The sequence below is a fragment of the Pectobacterium sp. CFBP8739 genome (assembly GCF_013449375.1).
GTDB lineage: Bacteria > Pseudomonadota > Gammaproteobacteria > Enterobacterales > Enterobacteriaceae > Pectobacterium.
Map to the genome: position 1 here is coordinate 507204 of NZ_JACDRR010000005.1, position 26177 is coordinate 533380.

General features: G+C 51.6%; 20 protein-coding genes and 1 tRNA gene. 6 read left to right on the forward strand and 15 right to left on the reverse strand.

Translation table 11 applies throughout. The features are described from left to right. Positions 1-71: 71 nt before the first annotated feature. The 3 genes from H0247_RS03090 to rimJ are packed head-to-tail and all read right to left on the reverse strand — an operon-like array spanning position 72 to position 2298. Positions 72-1037: a Gfo/Idh/MocA family protein gene (locus tag H0247_RS03090; RefSeq protein WP_180741194.1), complete on the reverse strand. Its 966-nt coding sequence runs from the start codon at positions 1035-1037 to the stop codon at positions 72-74. 28 nt (positions 1038-1065) lie between these two features. Further along, positions 1066-1704 (reverse strand): YceH family protein, encoded by a 639-nt coding sequence (locus H0247_RS03095; RefSeq protein ID WP_180741443.1) that lies wholly within the window; start codon positions 1702-1704, stop codon positions 1066-1068. A 9-nt stretch (positions 1705-1713) separates the two neighbouring features. Then, entirely contained in the window at positions 1714-2298 is a 585-nt protein-coding gene (gene rimJ / locus H0247_RS03100) for a ribosomal protein S5-alanine N-acetyltransferase (RefSeq protein ID WP_180741195.1), read from the reverse strand. A 315-nt stretch (positions 2299-2613) separates the two neighbouring features. Between rimJ and mdtH the strand changes: the two genes are divergently transcribed. Next, positions 2614-3819 (forward strand): multidrug efflux MFS transporter MdtH, encoded by a 1206-nt coding sequence (gene mdtH, locus H0247_RS03105; protein ID WP_180741196.1) that lies wholly within the window; start codon positions 2614-2616, stop codon positions 3817-3819. A 286-nt stretch (positions 3820-4105) separates the two neighbouring features. After that, positions 4106-4672 (forward strand): lipoprotein, encoded by a 567-nt coding sequence (locus tag H0247_RS03110; RefSeq protein WP_180741197.1) that lies wholly within the window; start codon positions 4106-4108, stop codon positions 4670-4672. 78 nt (positions 4673-4750) lie between these two features. On the opposite strand, the gene H0247_RS03115 is transcribed toward H0247_RS03110, so the two are convergent. Then, positions 4751-5329 carry a molecular chaperone gene (locus H0247_RS03115; RefSeq protein ID WP_180741198.1) on the reverse strand — a complete coding sequence of 193 codons (579 nt, stop codon included), beginning with the start codon at positions 5327-5329 and terminating at the stop codon, positions 4751-4753. 46 nt (positions 5330-5375) lie between these two features. Continuing rightward, positions 5376-6113 (reverse strand): phosphatase, encoded by a 738-nt coding sequence (locus H0247_RS03120; protein WP_180741199.1) that lies wholly within the window; start codon positions 6111-6113, stop codon positions 5376-5378. A 278-nt stretch (positions 6114-6391) separates the two neighbouring features. Here H0247_RS03120 and H0247_RS03125 point away from each other — a divergent pair. Next, a tRNA-Ser gene (locus H0247_RS03125) sits at positions 6392-6481 on the forward strand. A 287-nt stretch (positions 6482-6768) separates the two neighbouring features. On the opposite strand, the gene H0247_RS03130 is transcribed toward H0247_RS03125, so the two are convergent. From H0247_RS03130 to rlmKL, 7 genes are all read right to left on the reverse strand, one after another. Beyond that, on the reverse strand, positions 6769-8328 hold the full coding sequence (locus H0247_RS03130) for a methyl-accepting chemotaxis protein (protein WP_180741200.1): 1560 nt from the start codon (positions 8326-8328) through the stop codon (positions 6769-6771). A 429-nt stretch (positions 8329-8757) separates the two neighbouring features. Continuing rightward, positions 8758-8925 carry a ribosome modulation factor gene (rmf, locus tag H0247_RS03135; protein WP_010276992.1) on the reverse strand — a complete coding sequence of 56 codons (168 nt, stop codon included), beginning with the start codon at positions 8923-8925 and terminating at the stop codon, positions 8758-8760. Between the two features lie 320 nt (positions 8926-9245). Further along, positions 9246-9812 (reverse strand): membrane integrity-associated transporter subunit PqiC, encoded by a 567-nt coding sequence (gene pqiC, locus H0247_RS03140; RefSeq protein WP_180741201.1) that lies wholly within the window; start codon positions 9810-9812, stop codon positions 9246-9248. Continuing rightward, positions 9809-11479, reverse strand: coding sequence for an intermembrane transport protein PqiB (gene pqiB / locus H0247_RS03145; RefSeq protein WP_370463290.1), 1671 nt, complete (start codon positions 11477-11479; stop codon positions 9809-9811). The genes pqiC and pqiB overlap by 4 nt, the downstream gene beginning before the upstream one ends. Further along, positions 11439-12746 carry a membrane integrity-associated transporter subunit PqiA gene (gene pqiA / locus H0247_RS03150; protein WP_180741203.1) on the reverse strand — a complete coding sequence of 436 codons (1308 nt, stop codon included), beginning with the start codon at positions 12744-12746 and terminating at the stop codon, positions 11439-11441. The genes pqiB and pqiA overlap by 41 nt, the downstream gene beginning before the upstream one ends. A 286-nt stretch (positions 12747-13032) precedes the next feature. After that, the gene (locus H0247_RS03155) at positions 13033-14961 is read right to left on the reverse strand and encodes an ABC transporter ATP-binding protein (protein ID WP_180741204.1); all 1929 of its coding nucleotides are present in this window, start codon (positions 14959-14961) and stop codon (positions 13033-13035) included. Positions 14962-14964: 3 nt separating this feature from the next. Beyond that, positions 14965-17082, reverse strand: coding sequence for a bifunctional 23S rRNA (guanine(2069)-N(7))-methyltransferase RlmK/23S rRNA (guanine(2445)-N(2))-methyltransferase RlmL (gene rlmKL, locus H0247_RS03160; RefSeq protein WP_180741205.1), 2118 nt, complete (start codon positions 17080-17082; stop codon positions 14965-14967). A gap of 109 nt (positions 17083-17191) precedes the next feature. On the opposite strand from rlmKL, the gene H0247_RS03165 reads away from it, so the two are divergent. Continuing rightward, positions 17192-18295, forward strand: coding sequence for a YcbX family protein (locus tag H0247_RS03165; RefSeq protein WP_180741206.1), 1104 nt, complete (start codon positions 17192-17194; stop codon positions 18293-18295). Positions 18296-18389: 94 nt separating this feature from the next. On the opposite strand, the gene H0247_RS03170 is transcribed toward H0247_RS03165, so the two are convergent. From H0247_RS03170 to pepN, 3 genes are all read right to left on the reverse strand, one after another. After that, positions 18390-18977, reverse strand: a complete 588-nt coding sequence (locus H0247_RS03170; protein ID WP_180741207.1) for a cell division protein ZapC — start codon at positions 18975-18977, stop codon at positions 18390-18392. Between the two features lie 201 nt (positions 18978-19178). After that, on the reverse strand, positions 19179-20189 hold the full coding sequence (gene pyrD / locus H0247_RS03175) for a quinone-dependent dihydroorotate dehydrogenase (RefSeq protein WP_180741208.1): 1011 nt from the start codon (positions 20187-20189) through the stop codon (positions 19179-19181). A gap of 205 nt (positions 20190-20394) precedes the next feature. Beyond that, the gene (gene pepN, locus H0247_RS03180; protein ID WP_180741209.1) at positions 20395-23010 is read right to left on the reverse strand and encodes an aminopeptidase N; all 2616 of its coding nucleotides are present in this window, start codon (positions 23008-23010) and stop codon (positions 20395-20397) included. A gap of 223 nt (positions 23011-23233) precedes the next feature. Here pepN and pncB point away from each other — a divergent pair, with 223 nt between their 5' ends. Together pncB and asnS are read left to right on the forward strand one after the other, a co-directional pair. After that, entirely contained in the window at positions 23234-24439 is a 1206-nt protein-coding gene (pncB, locus tag H0247_RS03185; protein WP_180741210.1) for a nicotinate phosphoribosyltransferase, read from the forward strand. A 192-nt stretch (positions 24440-24631) separates the two neighbouring features. Then, on the forward strand, positions 24632-26032 hold the full coding sequence (asnS, locus tag H0247_RS03190) for an asparagine--tRNA ligase (protein WP_180741211.1): 1401 nt from the start codon (positions 24632-24634) through the stop codon (positions 26030-26032). The last annotated feature ends 145 nt before the right edge of the window (positions 26033-26177 follow it).

The window sequence follows — 26177 nt, forward strand, 5'->3', positions numbered from 1 at the left end:
TTGCGAGGTGCGACTAGTCTACGCATTGCGCGAGCAATAGCTACCGCGCATTGTCATAACCGCTGAACTTTTCAGCATTTTCCCAGCAGTTTTTCAATCATGCGTTGGGACAGCAACGCCTGGTTACCGGATGTTTCTGCTGGTTTCCGTTGTTCAATCGCCGCCATAAAATGCTGCACCGCACCGACAAATCCGCGTTGTTCCAGCGTGGTTTGCCAAGATGGCACGGCTGGGCGGAACGTCACACCGTCGCGGTCTTCACGCCATTCACGCATCTCATCCACCTGGTAGAGCCCGCCATGGGTAACGGCCTGAACCCATTCCCGCTGGCTGCCAGCCTGACGATGCATGCTGGTCGTCACCTGACAACCGCCACTCTGGAAATGGTGCTCGGCATACAACAGTTGGCCGTTCGCATTCGCATGCAAGACGCCATCAATCAATTGGACCTCGCCGCCCGCCAGCCAGAGCGCCGTGTCCACCACGTGCAGGTAGTCATCCAGCAGAGTAAAACGCACATCCTGTGGCCCAACGCCATTAATCCGGTGTTTATCCATGCGTAGGGATGCGGGCTGATCCAACCGCTGTTTTAACTGCTGATAGCACGGCGCAAATCGACGATTAAAGCCGACCATCAGAATTTTTTGTCGTTGCTCCGCCAATTCGACCAGCGCTTCCGCCTGCTCCAGCGTCTCTGCTAGCGGTTTATCCACATAAACATCGACGCCAGCCTTCAGCAGTTGGCTCACAACAGAAAAATGGCTGGCGGTGCTGCTGTGCACGAAAACGGCATCGCATTGTGCAGCCAGCGCGTCCAACGCAGAGAAACGCGTCATCCGATAGTGCTGACAAATCCGTTGCGTCTTTTGCTGGTCAGGAGAAAAGGCGCCAACCAATTCCCAGCGTTCGGCTTGGCTAAGAATCGGCAAATACGCTTTCTGCGCGATAGAACCCAGCCCGACAACGCCGATACGAGGGCGTTGGGTAGTGATGTTCTGCTCTGAAACGCATTCCGCAGACGTAATCTGAGGCTTCATAACCGACTTTCTCCCTGATACCGATTGATTACGCTAACAGCGCGGCAAGCTGACGTTTGAGTTCAGCGACCTCTTTTTCTAACGCTTCAACCCGTTCGGTCAGCGGATGTGCATCATCGTTTATGCTTTCCGCTTCAGGCGCCGCCGCATCACTGCTCTCACCGCTGAAAAGGTGTCGATAGCGGCTTTCCCGCTTACCCGCTTCTCGCGCCAGACGGACGACAAACGGCCCATCGTCACGCTGCTGTAGTTTTTCAAGCGTGGATTCAGCCTCGCTGACATCTGAAAATTCATACAGTCGGGCCGCGCGCGTACGCAGTTCACCTGGCGTCTGAGGGCCTCGCAATAGCAGCGTTGTCACCAACGCCACTTCCGCTGGTGACAGTTTCAGGTCGCCAAACTCAGAATTGCAAAAACGATGTTCATACTTCACGACACGATTACCAAAACCGCTGAGCGTGCGCAGGAAATGCTTCTTCACGAGTAAATCCAGCGTTTGCTGCACCTCGCTTTCACTCAGTTCCATCACAGGTTCGCGGTTGGTTTTCTGATTACAGGCCGTGGTGATGCCGTTTAACGACATCGGATATTGATCCGGCGTGGTGATCTGCTTTTCCAGCATGCAGCCAATCACGCGAGCTTCACGAGCATCCAATTGGTATTTCATCATTTTTCCTTAACGTGGAGACTTCCACTCGGCGTTGGTCAGCGCGGTTAATACATGGTCCTGCCATTTGCCGTCAATCAGCAAATAATCTTTCGCATAACCCTCACGTTCAAACCCCAAACGTGCCAGCAAATTCCCACTACGCTGGTTATGCGGCATATAGTTAGCCATGATGCGGTGCATATGCTGCTGACGCTGCATATAACGTATTGCCGGTTGCAGCGCTTCGTACATCAGCCCCTGCCCCTGCCATTTTTGGCCGAGCGAATAGCCCAGATAGCAGGCATGAAACGATCCCCGTAGCACGTTGCTGAAATTAGCCACGCCGTAGACTTCGTTTTCATTCTGATCCAACAAGAGGAAGTAATAGGCGCTGCCCTGCTTATGCATATCGTTAATTACGCTCAGCCGCGCCTGCCAGCCTGATGGATAGCAATGGCTGGCATCTCTCACGGGTTCCCACGGCTTAAGGAAATCACGGTTTTCAGAATAGTATTCAGCCAGACGCCATGCATCACGTTCATGGGCCAGACGCACCACCAGCCTGTCGGTTGTCAATTGCACTCTTGCTGGCGTTGAACGGTAGCCAAACATTTTTCCCCCTGCCTCGCCATGTTATCGATAAGTAAAATTAATCGCCGCTGAAAAAATCACTATTCCACATAAGCAGAAAATATCGGCATTTCCGATAATCCTTACTATAACCACATAAATTCAGCGACGTAAAATCCTCGTCGCCGAGTTATTGCGCAGTTGAATCAGGAAAGCCATTTTTTCTCGCCGAAATGCTACTCGGATAACGTTAAATCGATAAAAAAATATTATCCAACAATAGGCTATACCAAAGTCGAATTAGAGTACAAAATAGTCACGTCTGTTATTTTCCTCCTTTCTTCGTTGTGGTGAAACATGCCTCTGATGTCGCAAGCTCGGAGCTTGGGTAAATATTTTTTATTACTCGATAATATGCTGGTGGTTCTGGGATTCTTTGTTGTCTTTCCCCTTATTTCCATTCGTTTTGTCGACGATCTCGGCTGGGCGGCATTATTAGTCGGTATCGCATTGGGGTTGCGTCAGTTTATTCAGCAGGGGCTCGGTATTTTCGGCGGGGCCATTGCTGACCGTTTTGGTGCCAAACCGATGATTATTACCGGGATGCTGCTACGCGCCTCCGGTTTTGTGTTCATGGCAATTGCCGACGAACCCTGGCTGCTTTGGCTGTCTTGTGCGCTATCCGGCCTCGGCGGCACCCTCTTCGATCCGCCGCGTACCGCACTGGTCATCAAGTTGATTCGTCCACAAGAACGCGGCCGTTTTTACTCGCTGTTAATGATGCAGGACAGCGCTGGTGCTGTTATCGGCGCCCTTATCGGCAGTTGGCTGCTCCAGTACGATTTTGAGATCGTCTGCTGGGCGGGTGCCGTCATCTTCGTTCTCGCGGCGGCGCTCAATGCCTGGTTGCTGCCAGCCTATCGCATCTCAACGGTCAAAACACCGATAGTGGAAGGGTTGACACGCGTTATTCGCGATCGCCGTTTCCTGATGTATGTATTAACTCTAACGGGCTACTACATGCTGGCCGTGCAGGTGCTGTTAATGCTGCCGATTATGGTCAACGAGCTCGCTGGGACGCCGTCTGCGGTGAAATGGATGTACGCCATTGAAGCAACGCTGTCGCTGACGCTGCTGTACCCTATCGCCCGCTGGAGCGAGAAACGTTTCCGGCTGGAACAGCGTCTGATGGCGGGGCTTTTTATCATGTCCGTCAGCATGTTCCCCATTGGGATGACAACAGAGCTGCAAACCCTGCTGCTGCTAATCAGCCTGTTTTACGTTGGTTCGATTATCGCCGAACCCGCGCGTGAAACCTTGAGCGCCTCGCTGGCAGATTCCAGAGCCAGAGGCAGCTATATGGGGTTCAGTCGGCTTGGGCTGGCGCTCGGTGGTGCGATTGGTTATAGCGGTGGCGGTTGGCTGTTCGATACCGGACATGCGTTGAACCAGCCGGAACTGCCGTGGTTCATGCTCGGCACTATCGGGTTCCTAACATTAGCCGCACTGTATTGGCAGTTCAATCAACGCCGCATCGAGCCTGCGATGTTGCGTGGTCATTAGTCGACGTGTTGTTTTTTATCGCAAACTTACGGGATAACATGGCGAAACAGACTCAGGTTACACTGCTCAGCAGCCTAGCAATCTAACCCTTCGATTTACTCCGCCGCTTCTTCTTGAAGCGGCGTTTCTCTGCTGTTTCAGTGCTATCCTATTGTTTAACCTATGCATCAAGCGCACGCTGCCGATACGTAATCGAGTTGGTTGCTAACACCAATAGATTGCCCGTATGAACACACGCCACCGATGAGTGGGTTGTGCGCGTCAATAGCATTAAGAGGTCAGAATAATGAAAAAATCAGGATGGATGACCGCGGCCGCAGTGCTGCTGGCTTTTACACTCAGCGGCTGTAATAAACTCACGCAATACACGCTCAGTGAGCAAGAAGTGAATGAGTACCTGCAAAAACACAATGATTATCAGAAACAGCTGGGCGTGCCCGGCGTAGTGGATGCCCATATTGTGTTAACAGAACTGTCCAGCCAGATTGGTCGGGCAGAACCGGGGAAAGTGACGCTGACGGGCAACGCGAAAGTCGATATTTCCTCTTTGTTGGGCAATCAGGCTGCTGATATGAAACTGACCCTGAAAGCACAACCGGTATTTGATAAAACACAGGGCGCGATTTATCTGAAAGACATGGAACTGGTCGATTACACCGTTCAACCGGAAAAAATGCAGACAGTAATGAAAACACTAAGCCCTTACCTCAATCAATCCCTGAAAAGCTATTTTGATCAAAAACCGGCTTACGTGTTGAATGCAGATAAGAGCACAACGGAATCGATGGCGAAGAAGATGGCGAAAGGCATCGAAATCAAACCTGGCCAGATCGTTATCCTGTTTACTGACTAATACTGACTCGCCGATAGCACACGTCATGTTTGCTATCGGCGCACTAGATTTCATACTACGGGGTTTCATACCCGCGTATTATTCTTCTGCTTCCGACTCATCTTCTTCATCGCTTTCACCCAGTTCATCTCGCATGGCTTCCAGTGCCTCACGGCAAACGATCGCCAGCGTACGATAAAATGCAGTGGTAGCGTGACTTTCTACTTTCCCGAGAAAACGATCGCTCCACGGTAAGAGATATTCATCAAACAGGGTAATCTGTGCAGCGGTTTCGTCTTCTTGTGCCTGATCTTCCAGCCATGACGCGGCAAGCAACAAGCTACCAAAATGCCCAACCACACCACCGTCATTTAACGGCATACCGCGCTGTTGTAGAAAGGTACGAATTTCCGCATCATCAGTATCACTTTCATAGGATGAGCGCAGCGGCGACACCGAGCCGTTCTCACTATCAAACAGCGCCTGATAATCCGCAGCCATTGCGGGTAAATCCAATCCCTTTTGCAAACGGGCCAACAAGGCATCCTGCTCCAGCGGCCAATGCTGCGCCAATTTCCCCTCTTTAATCAGCGTGAACAGCGGCGTCAGCAAAGGATCTTGTGGCTGGCGATAAAACAGCGTGCCCAATAGGCGGCACACAATAGAAAACTCGTTCATTGATAACCCTATTTGTTTTTAAGTAACAGTATGTTAAGTGACTGAGTCACAAATCAGCAAGTTCAGCGATAGCAGGCATTCCCCGCTGTTCGAGAAAATCCAATACGCGCCGAGGGCTTACATTCAATATCCGATCCTGCGGGAAATTCACTTCCTGCAAAATACGTTCACAGTGAGTAAAGTCTCCCAGAGAAAATGCGATATGGGAATCAGAACCTAAAGAAAGTAACCCACCGGCATCACGCACGGCTTCCGCAATCGCCCGACAGTTTGGCTCACTGCCTTTACGCGAATGCATGAAAGAGGAATTATTCAGCTCCAGCGCCACGTTGTATTTCGCCGCGGCTTCCGCAATCGCGCGGATATCGACAGGAAATTTCGGGTTACCGGGGTGGCTAATGATATGTGCGTCGCCACGTGCCATGGTCGCGATCATCGCCGTCGTATGCGTGTCTTTATCCTGTGGTGGAAAAACCGGTTCATGAAAGCCCGCGATAATCACATCAACCTGATCCAACATGGGTCCGGTACAGTCGATGTCGCCTTCAATGTTTTTTATATTCGCTTCGATACCGCGCAGGATACCTACGCCATCCACCAGACGCGGCCAAACGCGCATATTCATGAAGTGCCAGTAATGCGGTGCATCCGCCATATCTGGGCCATGATCGGTAATGGCGAACAGGCGGATATTCTTCTGTTGTGCTTCAGCAATGTAATCGTGCAGGGTACTGTAGGCGTGTGTGCTGGCAACGGTGTGCATATGTAAATCGACGGGATACATAGGTTCTCCTGAGTCAATGTTTGCAAATCAGCATACCATTTTCAGGGCTATTCCGCAGCCAGCAAACGGAATGACAACGCATGATTAACACAAATGAAACATCAGCATTTTTCGTCACGACGGGGAATGGATGAAGGTGAGCGCAAAAACGGTGAGCAAAGCAACAAATTGCGTTAACTTTAGCTAATTGCGCGCATTGAATGCAGAAGTTTGTTGACGCTGTTCGGCAATTTACCTACATTAGCGCCGTCCGCTGAGATGTAAGACGGCGAGACCCCGGTGAGGTGTCCGAGAGGCTGAAGGAGCACGCCTGGAAAGTGTGTATACGTGAAAACGTATCAAGGGTTCGAATCCCTTCCTCACCGCCATATAAAAGAAAACGCCCTTGACGTAAGTCAGGGGCGTTTTCTTTTATGGTGATGGAACGGATGAGATGACTTGACAGGGTTCGACAAAACGACAGGATTGGCGTTTTGGACCGCCAACGGCGGCCCGTAGGGCGAGCGGCAGGACGCCGCGAGTCAATCCCCCCAATATACTCATCCCAACCACCCTTGACGTAAGTCAGGGGCGTTTTCTTTTATGGTGATGGAACGGATGAGAAACCTTGACAGGGTTCATTCTATTATCTGAACCCTGCCGTTTGTTGTTGCAGCTATCTTGCCCCCAACGCCAAATAGCTGCCTGCGGATTCATCAACGCGGAACTGTTCAACGGTGCGTGACAGCTCCTGCGCCTGCTCACTCAGCGATCTCGCTGCGGCCAGCGCTTCTTCAACCAGTGCCGCATTCTGCTCAGTGCTTTGATCCATCTGCGATATCGCGAGATTGACCTGCTCAATCCCAGAGCGCTGCTCTGCACTCGCCACACTGATTTCGCCCATCATGGACGTGACGCGGTGTACGCTTTCAACGACTTCACTCATGGTATCGCCAGCCTGCTTCACGAAATCCGTGCCCTCGCCCACCTTGGCAACGGAATCATCAATCAGGCCTTTAATTTCCCGAGCGGCGGATGCAGATCGCTGCGCCAACGTACGGACTTCACTCGCGACTACGGCGAAGCCACGGCCTTGTTCACCGGCGCGCGCTGCTTCTACCGCCGCGTTCAAGGCCAGAATGTTGGTCTGGAAAGCGATACTATCAATCACGCCGATAATATCGACAATTTTGCGTGATGATAGGCTGATGGAATCCATCGTCACGACAACCCGGCTGACAACGTCACCACCGCGCACCGCCACATCCGACGCCGATACCGCGAGTTCATTCGCATAGCGTGCATTGTCCGCATTCTGTTTTACTGCCGCAGTCAGCTGTTCCATTGCCGCCGCCGTCTGTTCTAATGCGTTGGCCTGTGATTCGGTACGCGCAGACAAATCGCCGTTACCTGATGCAATTTGCGTTGAAGCAGTAGCAATCGAGTTGGTACTGCTGCGAACCTGATTCACCAAATGAGACAGGTTGTCGCGCATCGCGCGGATAGCGTAAAGAATACTGGTTTGATCGTCCTGCTTTGTTTCAACAGCGACACGTAAATTACCTTCCGCAATTTCGCGTACGATATCGACAGCATACTGCGGCTCACCGCCGAGCTGGCGCATCAGCGTACGGAACATGTTCCACGCAAACGCAGAAATGATTAACAGCAGAATCAACCCTAAGGACAACAGGATCAATGCATTACGCCAGAATGTTTGCTGGATATCGTCAATGTAATCACCGTAGCCAATCGTCCAGTCCCAAGGCTCAAATTTCATGACGGCATAAAGTTTCTCAACCTTATTCTGCTGCCCCGGACGCGTCCCTTCTGCAATCACGGTGCCGATCGTCTTGCCCTGAAGCGAAGCGCGGTAGCGTTCTCCTGCTTCTTTGCCGCCGTTAGCATCGATAATGCCAATACGTTTAGGGTTAGGGTGAACATAGTTCACATCATTCGTATAGCCGCGCACAAAGAAATAGCGATCGCCCTGATGGAAACTGCCGATCGCGCGTTTAGCCTCTTTTTCCGCTTCCTCGTGCGACAACTGACCGCTTTTTTCAAGGTCATACGCCTTTTGTGCCGCCGAATGAGCCAATTCAACTAAGGTAGAAAGCTGGCCGATGCGTTCGCTCATCATCGTGTTATAGAGCGTATTCAGTGCCACCGCAGATAAAATTAACATCCCTAATAAGGTCGTACCGCATAGCAGTGCAATTCTGGTTCGTAATTTCACTATATATTTCTCTCTAACCGTTTTTCAGAAAATTCCGAACAAAAAATTACACTACATTGGCGTTCTGAACCATACCATCCAGGGAGTAATGATAGATTTTTTAACAATAAATAATGAAAAATCATCCTATTCGCTCAGATTAAAGACGATATCGAGCAATAAAGACGGAAAATAGTGATAAAAATGATCGAAATCGAAATTAATAGGTAAATAACGTTACAGAAATAACCAACGCCCCCAGAGTGTTCTCTGAGGTCCCATCGGTTTACCGATCGTGTTTATCTATCGCGTTCGTTGATGGTGTTCGTGAGTCGTGTCTGTCGATGGCTCTACATCGATGAACAGAGAGAAGAAGAATCAGGGTATTTGGCCCCTAAAAAACAAAAGCCTCCGCAAAAGCGGAGGCGTTCCCTCTAATGACAAGGCGCGCTAAGCGGTAACAGCCCTGTCTTCCATGGCTTTTCGCCAGCCTCCCAACCAGTAAGACCGAGCATTAATTGATTGATAAGGACAAAATTCCTTTGGTCTACCGACAATACCTGCTTGATAACCACGTGAATGAGCCCGTTCCAGGCGATCGCGTTTCTGTCTCTTCATGCCTTATTTCCCTCATTATTTATCTGGTGGAAAGAAAACAATGATTACTTTATAAGCAACCACAGACTATCAATACCGATTCTGTCGCCAAAGGTCAAGGCGCAAAATTCACGCCAGTGTCATATTTGTGATCCAAAATAGGAATTTTCCCCACTCAATAACGAAAAACCGTAACCAATTGAAAATAATAAAAAGCCTCTAAAAACGTAATGCAATCACAGCATTACATCTTTAGAGGCCTGATTTTTTTAGAAACGTCATTGTTTCAACTTATGATCGGACGATACCGAGCACCTGTAACGATTCTTGCCAAGTAACAACTAGTTCAGCACCGCTACCTGCTGGGTTATCGACTGAGAAACCTGCTGCCAGCCTTGCGCCAACGTTCTGACCAACGCGTCATAGCCGTCTTCCGTTTGTGGCAGCACGACGCTAAAGGGCCGCTTAACCACTTTTCCCTGATAGGTCAGCATCCACTCTCCACGTACGATAACGTTGCCATCATAGCGGCCATGAAATCCCGTAACAGCGACGTTCAGCACCGCCTGATCGCTGCCCTGCGGCTGCGTGGTCACGACCCAACCGGGCAGTTTATGCCCCAGGTTCGTCACCAGCGTCTGCTGCAATTGCTGATCCAATGGGCTGGCCCACAGGTTGTTACTGGCAATGACATACTGCACGTCGTTAGTCTGATAAACCAAGCCTGCATTGACGAGGTAGTCCGCTACACTGACATGTTCCACCCAAAGCGGGTGACCCTGAGCTACCGCAACCTGCACTGTATTGGTATCCGCGATTGTCGGCAGTTGATAATACGTTTTCTGCGTATTGCTACTGCTGCACGCGCTCAATACCAATACCAAAGCCAATGTCCATGCTTTCATCATTGTTTTGCCCTCTTCGGTTGAGGATCCTGGCTACCCGAGGCTTCAAAAACCAAGGCGTTGCTTTTCTCGTTCAGGGTGCGCAACACAGGTTGTAGCTCTCGCAACACCTGATCCAACCGCTGCATATCCGCCACCATCTTGTTATACGCCGGTGAGCCGGGCTGGAAACCTTTCATACTGCGGTTCAATTCAAGCAGCGTTTTTTGCATGTCTTCCGGCAGATCCTGCATCGCTTTGCTGGACGTCAGCTTGTTTAGCGTCGCCAGCGTTTTTTGCATTTCACGCAGCGTGGCCTGACTTTCCGTCAGCGTCTTCGTCGCTTCATTGACCATCGGATTCAGCGGCAGGCTGTTCACCTTATCTAACACCGCCATCAGCTTCTGTTGGATCTGTGACAGACCGCCGTCAATGGTAGGCAGAATTGGGTAGCCATCCAGAACCAATAAATTTTTATCCCCTTTCTCTTTTGGATAAAAATCGAGATCGATATAGAGCGCGCCCGTCAGGAGGTTAGCCGATTTCATCGACGCGCGTAGCCCCAGCGATTGCGCTTGTTTTAGGTGCTGTTCAAAATCAAACGAGCCGCCAATCTTCTTCTCGAAGCGATCGGGTTCAATACGAATCAGTACCGGAATGCGATAATCATCATCCAGATCCTGCTTCATATTTTTTGGGAAAAATGGCGCTTCGGCAACCGTACCCAGTCGAATACCACGAAATTCAACCGGCGCGCCCACCTGTAGACCACGAATCGATTCGCTGAAGAACAGCAGATACTCTTTATATTCGGTGTATAGCGAGTCCTGAATGCTGCGCTGACTATCAAAGAGCCGATATTGCGCCATGGTTTGGGCTGCATCACCCAGTTCCCATCCGGCTGGGACATCAAAGCTGACGCCACCGCTAAACAGCGTGGTCAGCGAGCCCATTTCGACACGCATTCCCTGTGCCGACATATCAAATGCAACGCCGCTGTCTTTCCAAAAACGAACATTACTGGTGACCAACCCGTCATACGGTGCTGAAATAAACAGCTGATAGCGCATCTTACGCGCTTTTGGATCGAACTCGCTGGTTTCCACTGACCCCACCCGATAGCCGCGGAACAGAACCGGATCGCCCGCATTCAATTGCCCAGATTGTTCGCTGTCCAGTATCACCCTGATGCCTTTCGCATCCGGTGACGCCAGCGGCGGCGCATCCAGCAGAGTAAACTCACGTTCATCCTCCTTATTGGCGCCGGGCTGTAGCTCAATATAAGCACCGGATAATAGCGTCCCCAGACCGGAAACCCCTTCGCTACCAATTTTCGGCTTCACCACCCAAAAAGCAGAGTCTTGTTTTAACAACTTCTCCATGCCGTCATTCAAACGCGCTTTGATCTCCACCCGATGAAGATCGTCACTCAGCACCACACTTTCAACCACCCCAACGTCTACGCTACGGCTCTTGATCGCCGTTTTTCCCGCTTCAATGCCCTCGGCGTTGCTGGTCATCAGCGTGATTTGTGGCCCTTGATGACTGAAATGGTAAAACAGTATCCAGGCGCCGATCAGCACCGTGACAATCGGCACAATCCAGACCGGCGACCAGCGTTTAATCGTTTCTACATCCGCAACGGCATGATTATCTTTCGCCAACGGCAGGCTCCTTATGAAGAACATCATTGCGACGATCCCACAACAGGCGGGGATCAAACATCATCGCGGCAAACATGGTCAAAATGACCACGGCCGCAAACAGTACCGCCCCAACGGCGGGATAAATACTCATCAGACGCCCAATGCGCACCATCGCAGACAGGACGGCAATCACGAACACATCAATCATCGACCAGCGTCCGACAAACTCAACCATCTCATAGATGACATGCATCCGCTCGCTGTCTTCCGCTTTTTTGGTTTTGCGATTGGCCCGCCAACAAAGCCAACCTAAGGCCAACATTTTTAGCGATGGCACCATGACGCTGGCGACAAAAATCACCATCGCGACAGGGTAAGATCCCATCCCCCACAGCAGGATGACACCCGACATGATCGTCGATCCCATGCGATCGCCGAAGGCTTCGGTCACCATGATCGGCAGCAGATTCGAAGGGATATACAGCATCACCGAGGTGATCAGCAGAGCCAGCGTCCATTGCAGGCTATGCTTCTTGCGAGCATGTCCGCGTGAGTGGCAGCGCGGGCAGATTAACTGGTTGGCGGGCAAAATAGCGGTGCAACATGAGCACGAGCGTAACCCTTGCGATAGCCCGCTTTCCCCCAAGACTGGGGGCGCAGGCAAGGCCGGAGGTGGCACGATGTCATTCCATAACCAGCGGCGGTCGAGACTTTGGAAAGCCAGCAGTTGCAATACACAGAACAGGACAAAAGGTATAAAACTGGTACCGATGCCGATGTCGCCATAGGCCATCAGTTTGACAAAGCTGACCAGCACGCCAGCCAGAAAAATCTCCGCCATTCCCCAGCTTTTGAGATGAAATAGCATCTTACCCATGCTTTTTTTCAACGCCAGCGGCAGCGAGGCATGCAAGCAAAGCAGGATAAGAGTCGCCATACTTAAGGCCGGAACCAGTTGCACAAACAGCATAAACAGCGTCGCGACGCTGGCATAATTTTCCGCCACCATCACTTTAGGAATCTGTATCAGGGTAATTTCGCTGGTGATGCCCGCCACGCGCATAGACACGAAGGGAAAGAGGTTTGCCAGCAATAGCATGAATAGCGCGCTCAGCGCGTAGCCAACCGGCCGTTTGCGCGGTTCCGTCTGTCTGCTGGTTAGCACCGTTTTACAACGCGGACAGGTCGCCTTCTGACCGTGCAAAAGTTCAGGTAGCTCCACCAGCAAGTCGCACTGCGGGCAAAGCATATAGTCATCATGATGATGATCGTGTTGAAGATGACAGTCATGCCGATCGTGATGGGAACACATACGTCCTCTCCTTCAAAACTCGTCAGCTTCTGACTGAAAGCATCGTCACCAATGCCATAAGTGCACAGGTAAAGTACATCGTGCGATGATAATGGGGAGAGGGTAAAAGCGCCGTAAATACGTCCCTGTACGCTCGGATTGCGCGGATATGAATCTCATCCCTGAGATTCCCCCTTTTAGGGCCGTCGCTAGCGACGTTCAAAAACNNTGGCGCAAACGCTTTACTCTTCTATCCCATTATCACCGTTCTCGTTCGAGAAATAAGCTTGCCAGAAATCTGAATGAATTAGCCGTTTTTCTGTGCTTCCAGCTCTTCCCAACGTTCGAAACAGGTTTCCAACGCGCTTTCCGCTTCCGCCAGCGCGTTTAAGACTTGCTGCGTCTCTTCACGTGGGCGGCTAAAGAAACCCGCATCATTCATCTGCGCCTGTAGCGACGCAATATCTTGCTCCAGTTGCTCAAGGCGCTGTGGCAACTGCTCTAATTCGCGCTGCTGGTTATAACTTAATTTTCCCGTGCTGCGTTTAGCGGACGGTGCGGTGCTCGCTGCCGTCGTGGTTGTAGCCGCCGCCGGCGCAGTCGTCGTTCTCAGGGGCGTTGCCGTGGCACGCTGCTGCTGTGCATCGTAATACCCGCCGACAAAACGAGAAATTTTGCCTTCACCTTCAAAGATCCAGCATTCGGTCACCGAGTTATCGACAAACTGACGATCGTGGCTGACCAACAGCACGGTTCCCTGATAGCTTTCGATCAACTCTTCAAGCAGTTCCAGCGTTTCCACGTCCAGATCGTTGGTTGGTTCATCAAGAATCAACAGATTGCTGGGCTTGAGGAACAAACGCGCCAACAGCAGGCGGTTACGTTCCCCACCCGACAACGCTTTTACTGGCGTCATCGCGCGTTTCGGATGGAACAGGAAGTCCTGCAAATAGCCCAGCACATGACGTGAGCGGCCGTTGACCATCACTTCTTGCTTGCCTTCCGCCAGATTGTCCATCACCGTACGTTCTGGATCGAGTTCGGCACGGTGCTGATCGAAATAGGCCACTTCCAGCTTCGTCCCGCAATGTACTCGGCCACTGACCGGTTCCAAGTCACCCAGCATCAATTTTAGCAGCGTGGTTTTACCGCAACCATTCGGCCCCACCAGCGCAATTTTGTCGCCGCGCTGTACCTGAGCGGAGAAATGGCGCGTCAGAACTTTCTTATCCCCCTGCGCGCCCTGATCGACATGATAGTTCACGTCTTCCAGTTCAAACACAATCTTGCCGGAGCGGGCGGCCTCTTCAACCTGCATTTTCGCCGAGCCCATCACTTCGCGGCGCTGTGCGCGTTCCTGACGCATGGCCTTCAGCGCACGCACACGGCCTTCGTTACGGGTACGACGGGCCTTGATGCCCTGACGGATCCACACTTCTTCCTGCGCTAGCTTGCGATCGAATTCCGCATTTTGCAGATCCTCCACCCGAAGCGCTTCTTCTTTTCCTTCCAGATACTTATCGTAGTTACCCGGCCAGGAAACCAGCTTGCCGCGATCGAGATCGACAATACGAGTCGCCATATTGCGAATAAACGAGCGGTCATGGGAGATGAAGATGATGCTGCCTTGGAACGTTTTCAGGAACGTTTCCAGCCAGTCAATCGTCTCAATATCCAGATGGTTAGTCGGTTCATCTAACAGCAGTACACGCGGCGAACTCACCAGCGCTCTGCCGAGTGCGGCTTTACGCAGCCAGCCACCGGAAAGTGACGCCAGCGGCGCATCAGCGGACAGGCCAAGCTGTTCCAGCACTTCGTGAATGCGACTTTCCAACTGCCACAACCCCTGATGCTCCAGAACGTCCTGTAACTTAGCCAGTTGATTCAGGTTCTTTTCGCTCGGGTCGCTTTCTACCAAACGCAGCATGGCGTGATAATTTTTCAGGTAGTCCGCCTGTGCGGCGACCCCTTCGGCGACAAAATCAAAGACGCTCCCCGCGACATCACGGGGAGGATCCTGTTGTAAACGTGCAACAATCAGATCCTGTTCATAGGTAAGGCGGCCATCATCCAGCGGAATCTCTTTGGCCAGAATTTTCAGCAGGGTTGATTTTCCCGCGCCATTGCGCCCAACCAGACAAACGCGCTCATTCTCTTCGATATGGAGTTCGGTGTTATCCAACAACGGTGCATCGCTGAACGACAGCCACGCACCTGAAACACTGATTAAAGACATCGGTTACTTTTCCTCACCGGCGTGCGTCAGCAGCCAGCAGTTATGAATCTGACGATTACGGGCAAAATCCTGTGACTGGGTTTGCGCGGTGATTTCTTTCGCGTTCAGCCCCAGCGTGGCCAAACCTGCGCTATCCATCTGGAAGCCGCGTTTATTGTTCGAGAACATGATGGTGCCGCCACGACGCAGCAGACGTTTGAGATCCTTCATCAGCGCCAGATGATCGCGCTGGACATCAAACGACTCTTCCATCCGTTTTGAGTTAGAAAAGGTCGGCGGGTCGATGAAGATCACATCAAACTGTTCATTGGCGTTATGTAACCATGACAGGCAATCCGCCTGAATCAGGCGATGCTGACGCCCGGTCAGGCCATTCACCCGCAGGTTTTTCTCCGCCCATTCCAGATAGGTACGTGACATATCGACAGTGGTCGTTGAACGTGCGCCGCCTAATCCGGCGTGTACGCTCGCCGTGCCGGTGTAGGCAAACAGATTGAGAAAATCTTTGCCACGGCTCATCTCCCCCAGCATTTTACGCGCGATACGATGATCGAGGAACAAACCAGTATCGAGGTAATCGGTCAGGTTGACCCACAGCTTGGCGCCAAACTCTTCCATCAGCAGGAAGTCGCCTTTCTGCGCCAGCTTCTCATACTGGTTTTTGCCTTTCTGACGTTCACGCGTTTTCAGCACCAAACGGTTTGACGGCAACTCCAGCACGCTCAGCGTCGCGTTAATCACATCAAACAGGCGCTGACGGGCTTTTTGCGCATCAACGGTTTTCGGTGGCGCGTACTCTTGTACCACCACCCAACTGCCATAGCGGTCAACCGCCACATTATATTCAGGCAGATCGGCATCATAGAGGCGATAACATTCAATCCCCTGCTGACCCGCCCATTTCTCCAGTTTGCGCAGGTTCTTACGCAGGCGGTTGGCAAAATCTTCCGCGATTTGCCCTGCGGATGCACTTTGCGTTTCTGCCAGTTGATAATTTTTCTGTACGCAGTCTAACGGGCCGTTTTTCGCCTTGAATTGGCGTTCAGCACGCAGTTGCAGACAGCTCAGCAGCTCCGGCGACGCACTGAACAGCGAGAGCAGCCAGCCGCCAAAGTCGCTTTTCATCTTACGACCCAGCATATTATGCAGGGCGATCAGTGCGGGTTCACTTTCCAGACGCTCACCGTAAGGCGGGTTGCTGATGACCGTGCCTTTAGGGCCTTCCGGCAGCGGGTTCTGTAGCTGTGCCGCATCTTTGACGCCAAAAGAAATCAGTTCAGCTACGCCAGCACGACGTGCATTGGCCTTAGCGATATCAATCACTCGGCGGTCATTATCCGATCCGAAGAAGCGTGAGGTCGTTGCCTGCAAGCCTTGACGGGCACGCACTTGTGCTTGCGCCGTGACCTCGCGCCAGAGTTCGGCATCGTGTTTTAACCAGGCGTTAAATCCCCAGTGCGTACGGTGTAAACCGGGTGCACGATCGGCAGCCATCATCGCCGCTTCGATCAGCAACGTCCCAGAACCACACATCGGGTCGACCAGCGGCGTGCCGTTTTGCCAGCCGGAACGTAACACAATCGCCGCCGCCAGATTTTCTTTCAGCGGTGCTAGCCCCGCCAAATCGCGGTAGCCACGCTGATGCAACCCTTCGCCGCTTAAATCCAGCGAGACACTCGCGGTATCACGCTGTAAAAAAACGTTAATACGAATATCCGGCTGCTGCTTTGCCACATCGGGCCGCTGTCCGGTTTTGCGCGTAAAGCTATCCACAATCGCATCTTTGACTTTTAACGCGCCGTACTGGCTGTTGCGGATATCTTCATTGGTGCCGGTAAAATGGACGGCAAAGGTTTTATCGATGCTGAAAACCGTTGACCAGTCAATCGCCTGCACGCCCAGATACAAATCCAGGTCGCTGTGTACCTTGAATTCATTCAGCGGTAGCAGAATGCGCGACGCCAGACGGCTCCACAGCAGGCTCTGGTACATCAGGCGGTTATCACCCTCAAAATGGACACCACCCTGCACCACTGTACAGGACTGCGCACCCAATGATTCGAGTTCGCTTTTTAATAACTCTTCCAGTCCCCGCGCCGTGCTGGCAAACAAAGCATTCATGTCGTCACTATCACCAAAAATAGATTCATAAAAGAAATTGAGGCGCATTATAGCTAATCCGCGACGCTTGTCATAAAGTTGCCGTTTTACTTTGGCGAGGAACAGCTCAGTGATTGGCGTAACGCGGCTTTATATTCATCCGGTAAAATCGATGCGGGGGCTACAACTGTCCCACGCGATGGCATCTGTCAGCGGGTTGGCGAACGATCGTGCCTTCATGATTACCGAACTTGATGGAACCTTTATTACCGCGCGCCAGTATCCACAAATGGTGCTGTTCACACCGGCATTACTGCCGGACGGGCTGTTTATTGCCGCGCCGGACGGCCAAACCGCCACGATACGTTTTGCCGACTTCACCGCCGCACCGCAGCCGACAGAGGTGTGGGGAACGCACTTTACGGCACTCGTCGCGCCTGATTCCATCAATGCTTGGTTAAGCCACTATTTTCAGCGCGCCGTCCAACTGCGCTGGGTGGGCAATGAACCGTCGCGACGGGTTAAGCATCATCCAGGAGTACCTTTGGCATTCGCTGACGGCTATCCGTTTCTGTTAATTAATAACGCCTCATTTCAAGCGTTACGCCAACGTTGCCCTGCCGGTATTAAAATCGAGCAATTTCGCCCCAATCTGGTGGTGACAGGCGCGGACGCCTTTGCCGAAGATAGCTGGAAGACCATTCGTATTGGCGAGGTTATTTTTGACGTCGTCAAACCCTGTAGCCGCTGTATTTTCACCACCGTCAGCATCGAACGTGGCCGGAAACACCCATCAGGAGAACCGCTGACAACGCTGCAATCGTTCCGTACTGCGGAAAACGGTGACGTTGATTTCGGGCAAAACCTGGTCGCTCGAAATACGGGCATCATTCGCGTAGGCGACACGCTAGAAGTCTTAGCCACCAAACCGCCACGTCCTTACGGTTCAAGTCAGGTGGTCGAAAGCCTTGCGGTTCCCGAAAAAAGTGAACAGGCTGTCACCCTTCACTATCAGGGAAAAGTATTACAAGGGAACAATCAGCAGATTTTGCTGGAGCAGTTGGAACAACAGGGCATTCGCGTCCCCTACTCTTGCCGTGCAGGACTGTGCGGGTGCTGTAAATTGACGTTAGTCAGCGGGGAGGTTTCTGCTCTGAAACAAAGCGCCATCAGGGGAAACGGCGAGATTCTTACCTGTAGCTGCATTCCGCAGAGTGAGCTTCATTTGCAATAGAAAAACATCTGCACTGCAATAACCTCTGTACTGTAGTAACCAAAGACAAGCGAACACACGTACAGCGTGAAGTATGACGGGTATAGCCGAGGGTTTAGACGACCTTGGCGTACTCAAATGCCGATGTGCTTTCACCCAATGTGGTTTCCCACTCAGCGCTATTCTGCACAGCGGCAGGCATTAATCTGTCGTGCATGATTTTTATGGCATCCCCCAGCACCATCGTCTTCCCATTTAATGACAGTTGCTCTTGCGCCAGCAAGCAGAGACAGGCCTTATCTCCTGCTTCCGCCACCAGAAAACAGGCCGTTTCATGGGTCTCAGTGAGCTGAACCTGCACAATATCCCCCGCCTGCGGCGAATGGGTTACGGCATCCGGCTGTTGGATGAAGTGCCAGCTTTTCGGCATTAACGGTTTGAGGAATCGGGTCGCCACCAGCGCGTTCAAGACTAATTCGCCTTGAAGGTCGCGGTGCAGTGCCGCTTTCTGGCATTTGTCGTTATAAGTAAAAAATAACGCGGCGTCATCAACGCAGAAGGCACATTCATTGAAAGCATCCGGCGTTAACATTTTAGAGGGAAAACGAGAACGAAATAACATGCCGTTAGCCAGATCTAACATCAGGCGATCGTGTTCAGTATCAAAATACCAGCGCCAGTTATCGTCAGGTTTTAACTTCATATTATGTACCCTTCGCCTTCACCGTAGAAATATCAGAAATGGCTGATTGTGTTTTCTTACACCTCATTGCGTATTTATCGACATAAACGCTGCGGTAAGAAAATCAGCCATCGGTTGATAAAATATTTACACAAACGGATAAAATATAGACTAGCTGGGGGGATAAATAAACCCCCAGCTAAAAATGAAAGGAATGTCGGATTAAATATGCGTAACGATATCTTTAATCAGGCGAGGACCGTGGAAAATAAAGCCTGAATATATCTGTACCAGCGACGCGCCAGCCGCCATTTTTTCACGTGCGGCAACCAAAGAATCAATTCCGCCAACGCCAATAATCGGCAAACGTCCCGCTAATTCCTGTGACAAACGACGGATAATTTCCGTACTGCTGGTCTGCAATGGGCGCCCGCTTAATCCGCCTGTCTGCCCGCAGTGGTTTAATCCCTGAATCAGTTTTCTATCGAGCGTGGTATTCGTGGCAATCACACCATCGATGTGATGACGAACCAGACTATCGGCAATTTGGATCAATTCTTCTTCAGAAAGATCCGGCGCGATCTTTACCGCCACAGGGACATACTTCTGATGTTTCTCTTTTAATTCGGCCTGCTTGTTCTTTATTGCCAGCAAAAGATCGTCCAGCGCTTCACCATATTGCAGGCTGCGTAACCCCGGCGTATTGGGTGACGATATATTGATCGCGATATAGCCCGCGTGGGCATACACCTTATCCATGCAGATTAAATAATCGTCTTTACCCTGCTCAACCGGCGTATCTTTATTCTTGCCAATGTTGATCCCTAATACACCACCAAAACGCGTTTGCTTTACATTCTCAACCAGATAATCCACGCCTTTATTATTGAAACCCATCCGGTTGATCAACCCTTCCGCTTCCACTACGCGGAATAATCTCGGCTTATCATTACCGGATTGTGGGCGCGGCGTTACCGTCCCTACTTCAATAAAACCAAATCCCATTGCGCCTAACGCATCAATACATTCGCCGTCTTTATCTAATCCCGCCGCCAGACCGAGTGGGTTTTTAAAAGATAATCCCATGCAGGTAACCGGCTTAGTCGGAACGGACTGACGGACGAGAAATTCAAAAGGCGTGTTGGTAATACGGCGTAATTGTTGGAAGGTCAGCTCATGCGCACGCTCGGGATCGAGCTGAAACAGGGCTTTTTTGATAACGGGATAGAACATATTGTCTCCTGAGATCCCTATCGCAAAGGTATCTTGCCTACGCTGGAAGTAAGCAATCGTGGATTACGGTTTAACTCACGGGCGGTGATGGTAATTCCATCTTTGCGGAAAGTAAAACGTTTGCGGGAACGGGGAATCGTGATGCGGGAATAATCGCCACACGCGGCAGGATACCGCGTGTGACGGTGCTAATTGCGTGGCAGGATTAGTCTTGCAGTGCCTTGCTGATCTTCTCGAACAGATCGCCAGACAGGTTTTCCAACGTCTTCAGTTGCTCCAACGCCTGGCGCATTTGCGCCTGCCGTTTAGCATCATAGCGTTTCAAGCGGATCAACGGTTCGATCACGCGAGCCGCAACCTGCGGATTTCGGGTGTTCAGATCGCTCAGAATCTCCGTCAGGAAGCGATAACCACTGCCGTCTTCAGCATGGAAAGCCGACGGATTAGCAGCCGCAAACGCCCCTACCAGCGAGCGCAGACGGTTAGGGTTATTCAGGCTAAATGAACGGTGTTGCAACAACTCACGCACACGGGTCAGCACATCGGCGGCCGGGCTAGTGGCTTGCAGCACAAACCATTTATCCATCACCAAACCATCCTGATGCCAGCGGTTGTCAAACTGCGTCAGCAATTCATCACGCACTGGCAGTTGTGCCTCAACCGCCGCCGACAGCGCCGCCAGCGAATCAGTCATGTTATCCGCCTGACGGAACTGCGCCTGCACCAGTTCATTCGCCTGCGCTTCATCACTGAATGCCAGATAATGCAGGCAGACGTTGCGCAGCGCACGTTTACCCATATCCGCGTGCTCGATGCGATACTGTGGTGCCTGATTGGCGTGATACACCGCCAGCCACTCATCCGCCATCTCTTTCGCTATTGTGCGCGTCATGCTCTCACGTACAGCGGCGATCGCCGTCGGATCGATGACGTCAAACAGCTCAGCAATCTCATTTTCGCTTGGTAATGTCAGAATCTGAGAGGCCAGCATCGGATCCAGTTTTTCATCCAGCAATACGCCACGGAAAGCATCGACAACGTGCATCGGCACGGAAAGCGGCTGCTTCTGCTGATAACGGGAAACGTTCAAGCGGATATAGTTAGCCAACAGGCTCTGTGCTGCATCCCACCGTGAGAACGCATTGCTTGCATGACGCATCAGGAACGTCAGTTGTTCATCGCTCCAAGCATAGTTTAGTTTTACTGGCGCAGAAAACTCACGTAATAAAGAAGGAATCGGACGGCAAGGCACCTGATCGAAAATGAACGTCTGTTCGGATTCAGTGACATTAAGCACCGACGCCAGCCGTTGGCCGTCTTTCTGTAACGGAATCACCTGCCCTTGCGGATCGTACAGTTCGATATCCAGCGGAATGTGCAGCGGCAGTTTGGCTTGTTTATCGGCACCGACAGGCGTCATTTGGCTCACGCTCAGCAGATATTGTTGCGTCTGCGGATCGTAATCATCACGCACGGTCAGCACCGGCGTACCTGACTGGCTGTACCAACGGCGGAACTGCGTGAGATCGACACCGGAGGCGTCTTCCATTGCCTGCACAAAGTCATCACAGGTTGCCGCACTGCCGTCATGACGCTCAAAATACAGACGAATACCAGCCTGGAAACCGTCTTCACCTAATAAGGTGTGCATCATGCGGATCACTTCCGATCCCTTTTCATAGACCGTCAGCGTGTAGAAGTTATTCATCTCGATCACCTGATCGGGACGAATCGGATGCGACATCGGGCTGGCATCTTCGGCAAACTGCGCGCCGCGCATGACACGTACATTATCAATACGATTCACCGGACGCGATCCCAGATCGGAACTGAACTCCTGATCGCGGAACACCGTCAGCCCTTCTTTCAGGCTAAGCTGGAACCAATCGCGGCAGGTCACGCGGTTACCCGTCCAGTTGTGGAAATATTCATGGCCGATCACCGCTTCAATGTTCAGATAATCTTTATCCGTCGCAGTTTCTGCCTTGGCCAGCACGTATTTCGAGTTAAATACGTTCAGCCCTTTGTTTTCCATCGCCCCCATGTTGAAGAAATCAACGGCAACGATCATATAAATATCGAGATCGTATTCCAGGCCAAAGCGCTCTTCGTCCCACTTCATCGCATTCTTCAACGAAGTCATCGCCCAGCCAGCCCGATCGAGATTGCCACGGTCAACGTACAGCTCCAGCGCCACATCGCGGCCAGAACGTGTCGTGAAACGATCCTGAAGGACATCAAAATCGCCGGCAACCAGCGCGAACAGGTAAGCCGGTTTCGGGAAGGGATCCTGCCACTCAATCCAGTGGCGGCCGCCTTCCAGCTCCCCTTGAGCGATACGATTACCGTTAGAGAGTAAATAAGGATAGCGGGCTTTATCCGCCGTGATGCGCGTGGTGAACTTTGCCAGCACATCCGGCCGGTCGAGATAATAGGTAATATGACGGAAACCTTCGGCCTCGCACTGCGTACATAGTGCTTCACCGGATTGATACAGCCCTTCCAGCGCGCTGTTTGCGGCGGGATTGATTTCCGTTTCGATGCTGAGCGTAAAACGCGCAGGGAGTTGCGTCAGGATCAGGCCATCGTCCTGCTGCTGATAATGCGTCCACGGCTGCCCATCAACGCTCAGCCCGATCAGCACCAGCCCTTCCCCATCCAGCTTCAACGGCGCGCCAGCCTCCCCTTGCAACACCACCTGACTCACGGCTTTTACGCGCGTTTTCTCGGCATGGAGATCGAAATCCAGTGCAATGTCGGTAATGGTGTAATCCGGCGCACGGTAGTCATGGCGATATTTTATTTGCGGCTGTTGATTCATATAAAGTTTCCACCTCGTCATAAGCATCAAAGATCAAGTCTAAGCCTGTTATCTTAATGTTACCACGACAAAATAATGAGGATAATCATCGTACCGTGGTTCGCGCCCGCACGTCTCGCTATGTTGTCGTAATGTAATAAACGGATAATCAAGGTATACTGGCCGGACATTGCTGATTGTCCCGATGGTGGATATGCATCTTACGAGGATGCTGTAACGCATTATGACTTTGCACACTTCCCCGATTCTACACGCATTGCTGGATACCGACGCCTACAAGCTGCACATGCAACAGGCGGTGTATCATCACTATTATGATGTTGACGTTGCGGCTGAATTTCGCTGCCGCGGTGATGAGTTATTAGGCGTTTACGCCGACGAAATAGCCCATCAGGTCGATCTGATGCGCTTCTTGTCATTAAGTGACGACGAGTTCACCTATCTTTCTTCTTTGCCGTTCTTTAAGCCGGATTACCTGCACTGGCTGCGGGATTTCCGCTTTAATCCGCGGCAGGTTTCGATCAAGAATAACGCTGGCAAGCTGGATATCCGCATCACCGGACCGTGGCGTGAAGTGATTTTGTGGGAAGTTCCCCTGTTGGCGGTCATCAGTGAAGTCGTGCATCGGCATCGCTCGCCCGACGTCACAACCGAGCAGGCTCTCGCCCGACTCTCCGCCTCGCTGGAGAGCTTCCGCCAAAACAGCGCGGATGTGGATCTCAGCCGCTTCAAGCTGATGGATTTCGGCACGCGTCGGCGTTTCTCTCGTGATGTCCAGCAGACGATTGTGACGACGCTACGAGCCGACTTCCCTTATCTCATCGGCACCAGCAATTACGATCTGGCACGCCGTTTGGATATCACGCCTGTCGGTACGCAGGCGCACGAGTGGTTTCAGGCGCATCAGCAAATCAGCCCAACACTGGCCAACAGCCAGCGCGCCGCACTGCAAATGTGGCTGCATGAATATCCCTCGCATTTAGGCATCGCATTAACCGACTGCATCACCATGGACGCCTTCCTGCGTGATTTCGATTTACCGTTCGCCGAAGCCTATCAGGGGCTGCGTCACGATTCCGGCGATCCGGTCGATTGGGGAGAGAAAGCCATTGCACATTATCAGCGCCTGAATATCGACCCAATGAGCAAAACGCTGGTCTTCTCCGATAATCTGAATCTGGATAAAGCGCTGACGCTGTACCGTCATTTCGGGCAACGTGTGAATCTGGTGTTTGGTATTGGCACGCGCCTGACATGCGATATCCCCAGCGTGAAACCGCTGAATATCGTCATCAAACTGGTGGAATGCAACGGCAAGCCGGTGGCAAAGCTCTCCGATAGTCCGGGTAAAACCATCTGCCAGGATCAGAACTTCGTGTGTGAGTTACGCAAAGCGTTTGACTTACCCCGTGTGAAAAAGGCCAGTTAAGACTTTCCTCCATAGAGGTTGACCAACTTTGCAGCAGATTCACTGTGATACGCGAAAACTTCGCGCCATTCCGGTGATTTCTGCTTGTGTCCTGTTGCATCGCAAGTAACATAGCAAATGGCTCGGATTGGGCCATTTGGCGTTTTAACCACGATATATTTCTTAAACACGATTAATTAAAGAGAGAATTTTATGAGCGTAGTGCCTGTAGTCGATGTACTGCAAGGCCGTGTCGCCGTTGACAGCGAAGTCACCGTGCGCGGCTGGGTACGTACCCGGAGAGATTCTAAAGCCGGTATCTCCTTTATCGCCGTTTATGACGGCTCCTGCTTTAATCCGTTACAGGCTGTCGTTAATAATAATCTCTCCAATTATCAGGATGACGTGCTGCGCCTGACCACCGGTTGCTCCGTAGAACTCACCGGTAACGTCGTCGCCTCTCCAGGTGAAGGCCAGAGCTTCGAGCTGCAAGCCACCCACGTCAACGTCGTCGGCTGGGTTGACGATCCCGATACCTATCCGATGGCGGCAAAGCGTCACAGTATCGAATACCTGCGTGAAGTAGCGCATTTGCGTCCACGCACCAACCTGATCGGTGCCGTTGCGCGCGTTCGCCATACGCTGGCACAGGCCATTCACCGTTTCTTCCATGAGAACGGCTACTTCTGGGTATCTACCCCGCTGATTACCGCATCCGATACCGAAGGTGCGGGTGAAATGTTCCGCGTTTCTACCCTCGATCTGGAAAATCTGCCGCGTACTGAACAAGGCAAAGTGGATTTCAGCGAAGATTTCTTTGGCAAAGAAGCGTTCCTGACCGTATCTGGCCAGTTGAATGGCGAAACTTACGCCTGTGCGCTGTCCAATGTGTACACCTTTGGCCCAACGTTCCGCGCGGAAAACTCCAACACTAGCCGCCATCTGGCTGAGTTTTGGATGATCGAACCGGAAGTCGCCTTCGCCACGCTGGATGATATTGCGGGTCTGGCGGAAAACCTGCTGAAATATGTTTTCCAAGCCGTGCTGAACGAGCGTGCCGATGATATGGCGTTCTTTGCCGAGCGCGTCGATAAAGAAGCTATCACCCGTCTAGAAAAATTCGTCAGCTCCGATTTCGCTCAGGTGGATTACACCGATGCCGTCGAAATCCTGCTGAACTGCGGAAAACAGTTCGAGAACCCGGTTTACTGGGGTGTTGACCTCTCCTCCGAACATGAGCGTTATCTGGCGGAGCAGCACTTCAAAGCACCGGTTGTGGTTAAAAACTACCCGAAAGACATCAAAGCTTTCTATATGCGTATGAATGACGACGGTAAAACCGTTGCCGCGATGGACGTTCTGGCACCGGGCATCGGTGAAATCATCGGGGGCTCTCAGCGTGAAGAGCGTCTGGCGCAGTTGGATAGCCGTCTGGAAGAGATGGGACTGAATAAAGAAGACTACTGGTGGTATCGCGATTTACGTCGTTACGGCACCATTCCCCATTCCGGTTTCGGTTTAGGTTTTGAACGACTGATTGCTTATGTTACCGGTGTACAAAATGTGCGCGATGTGATTCCTTTCCCACGCACACCGAGGAACGCCAGTTTCTAAATAAAAATTTAATATAAGTAAAACAAATATGTAGAAAAGAAGAGCCGAGTTTTCCGGCTCTTTTTTTTTAATTTTTGTTATGTCACAAAAAGTTCCCTTATATTTACATTTAGACATACATTTTTTCTATTTGTTACTCGATTAC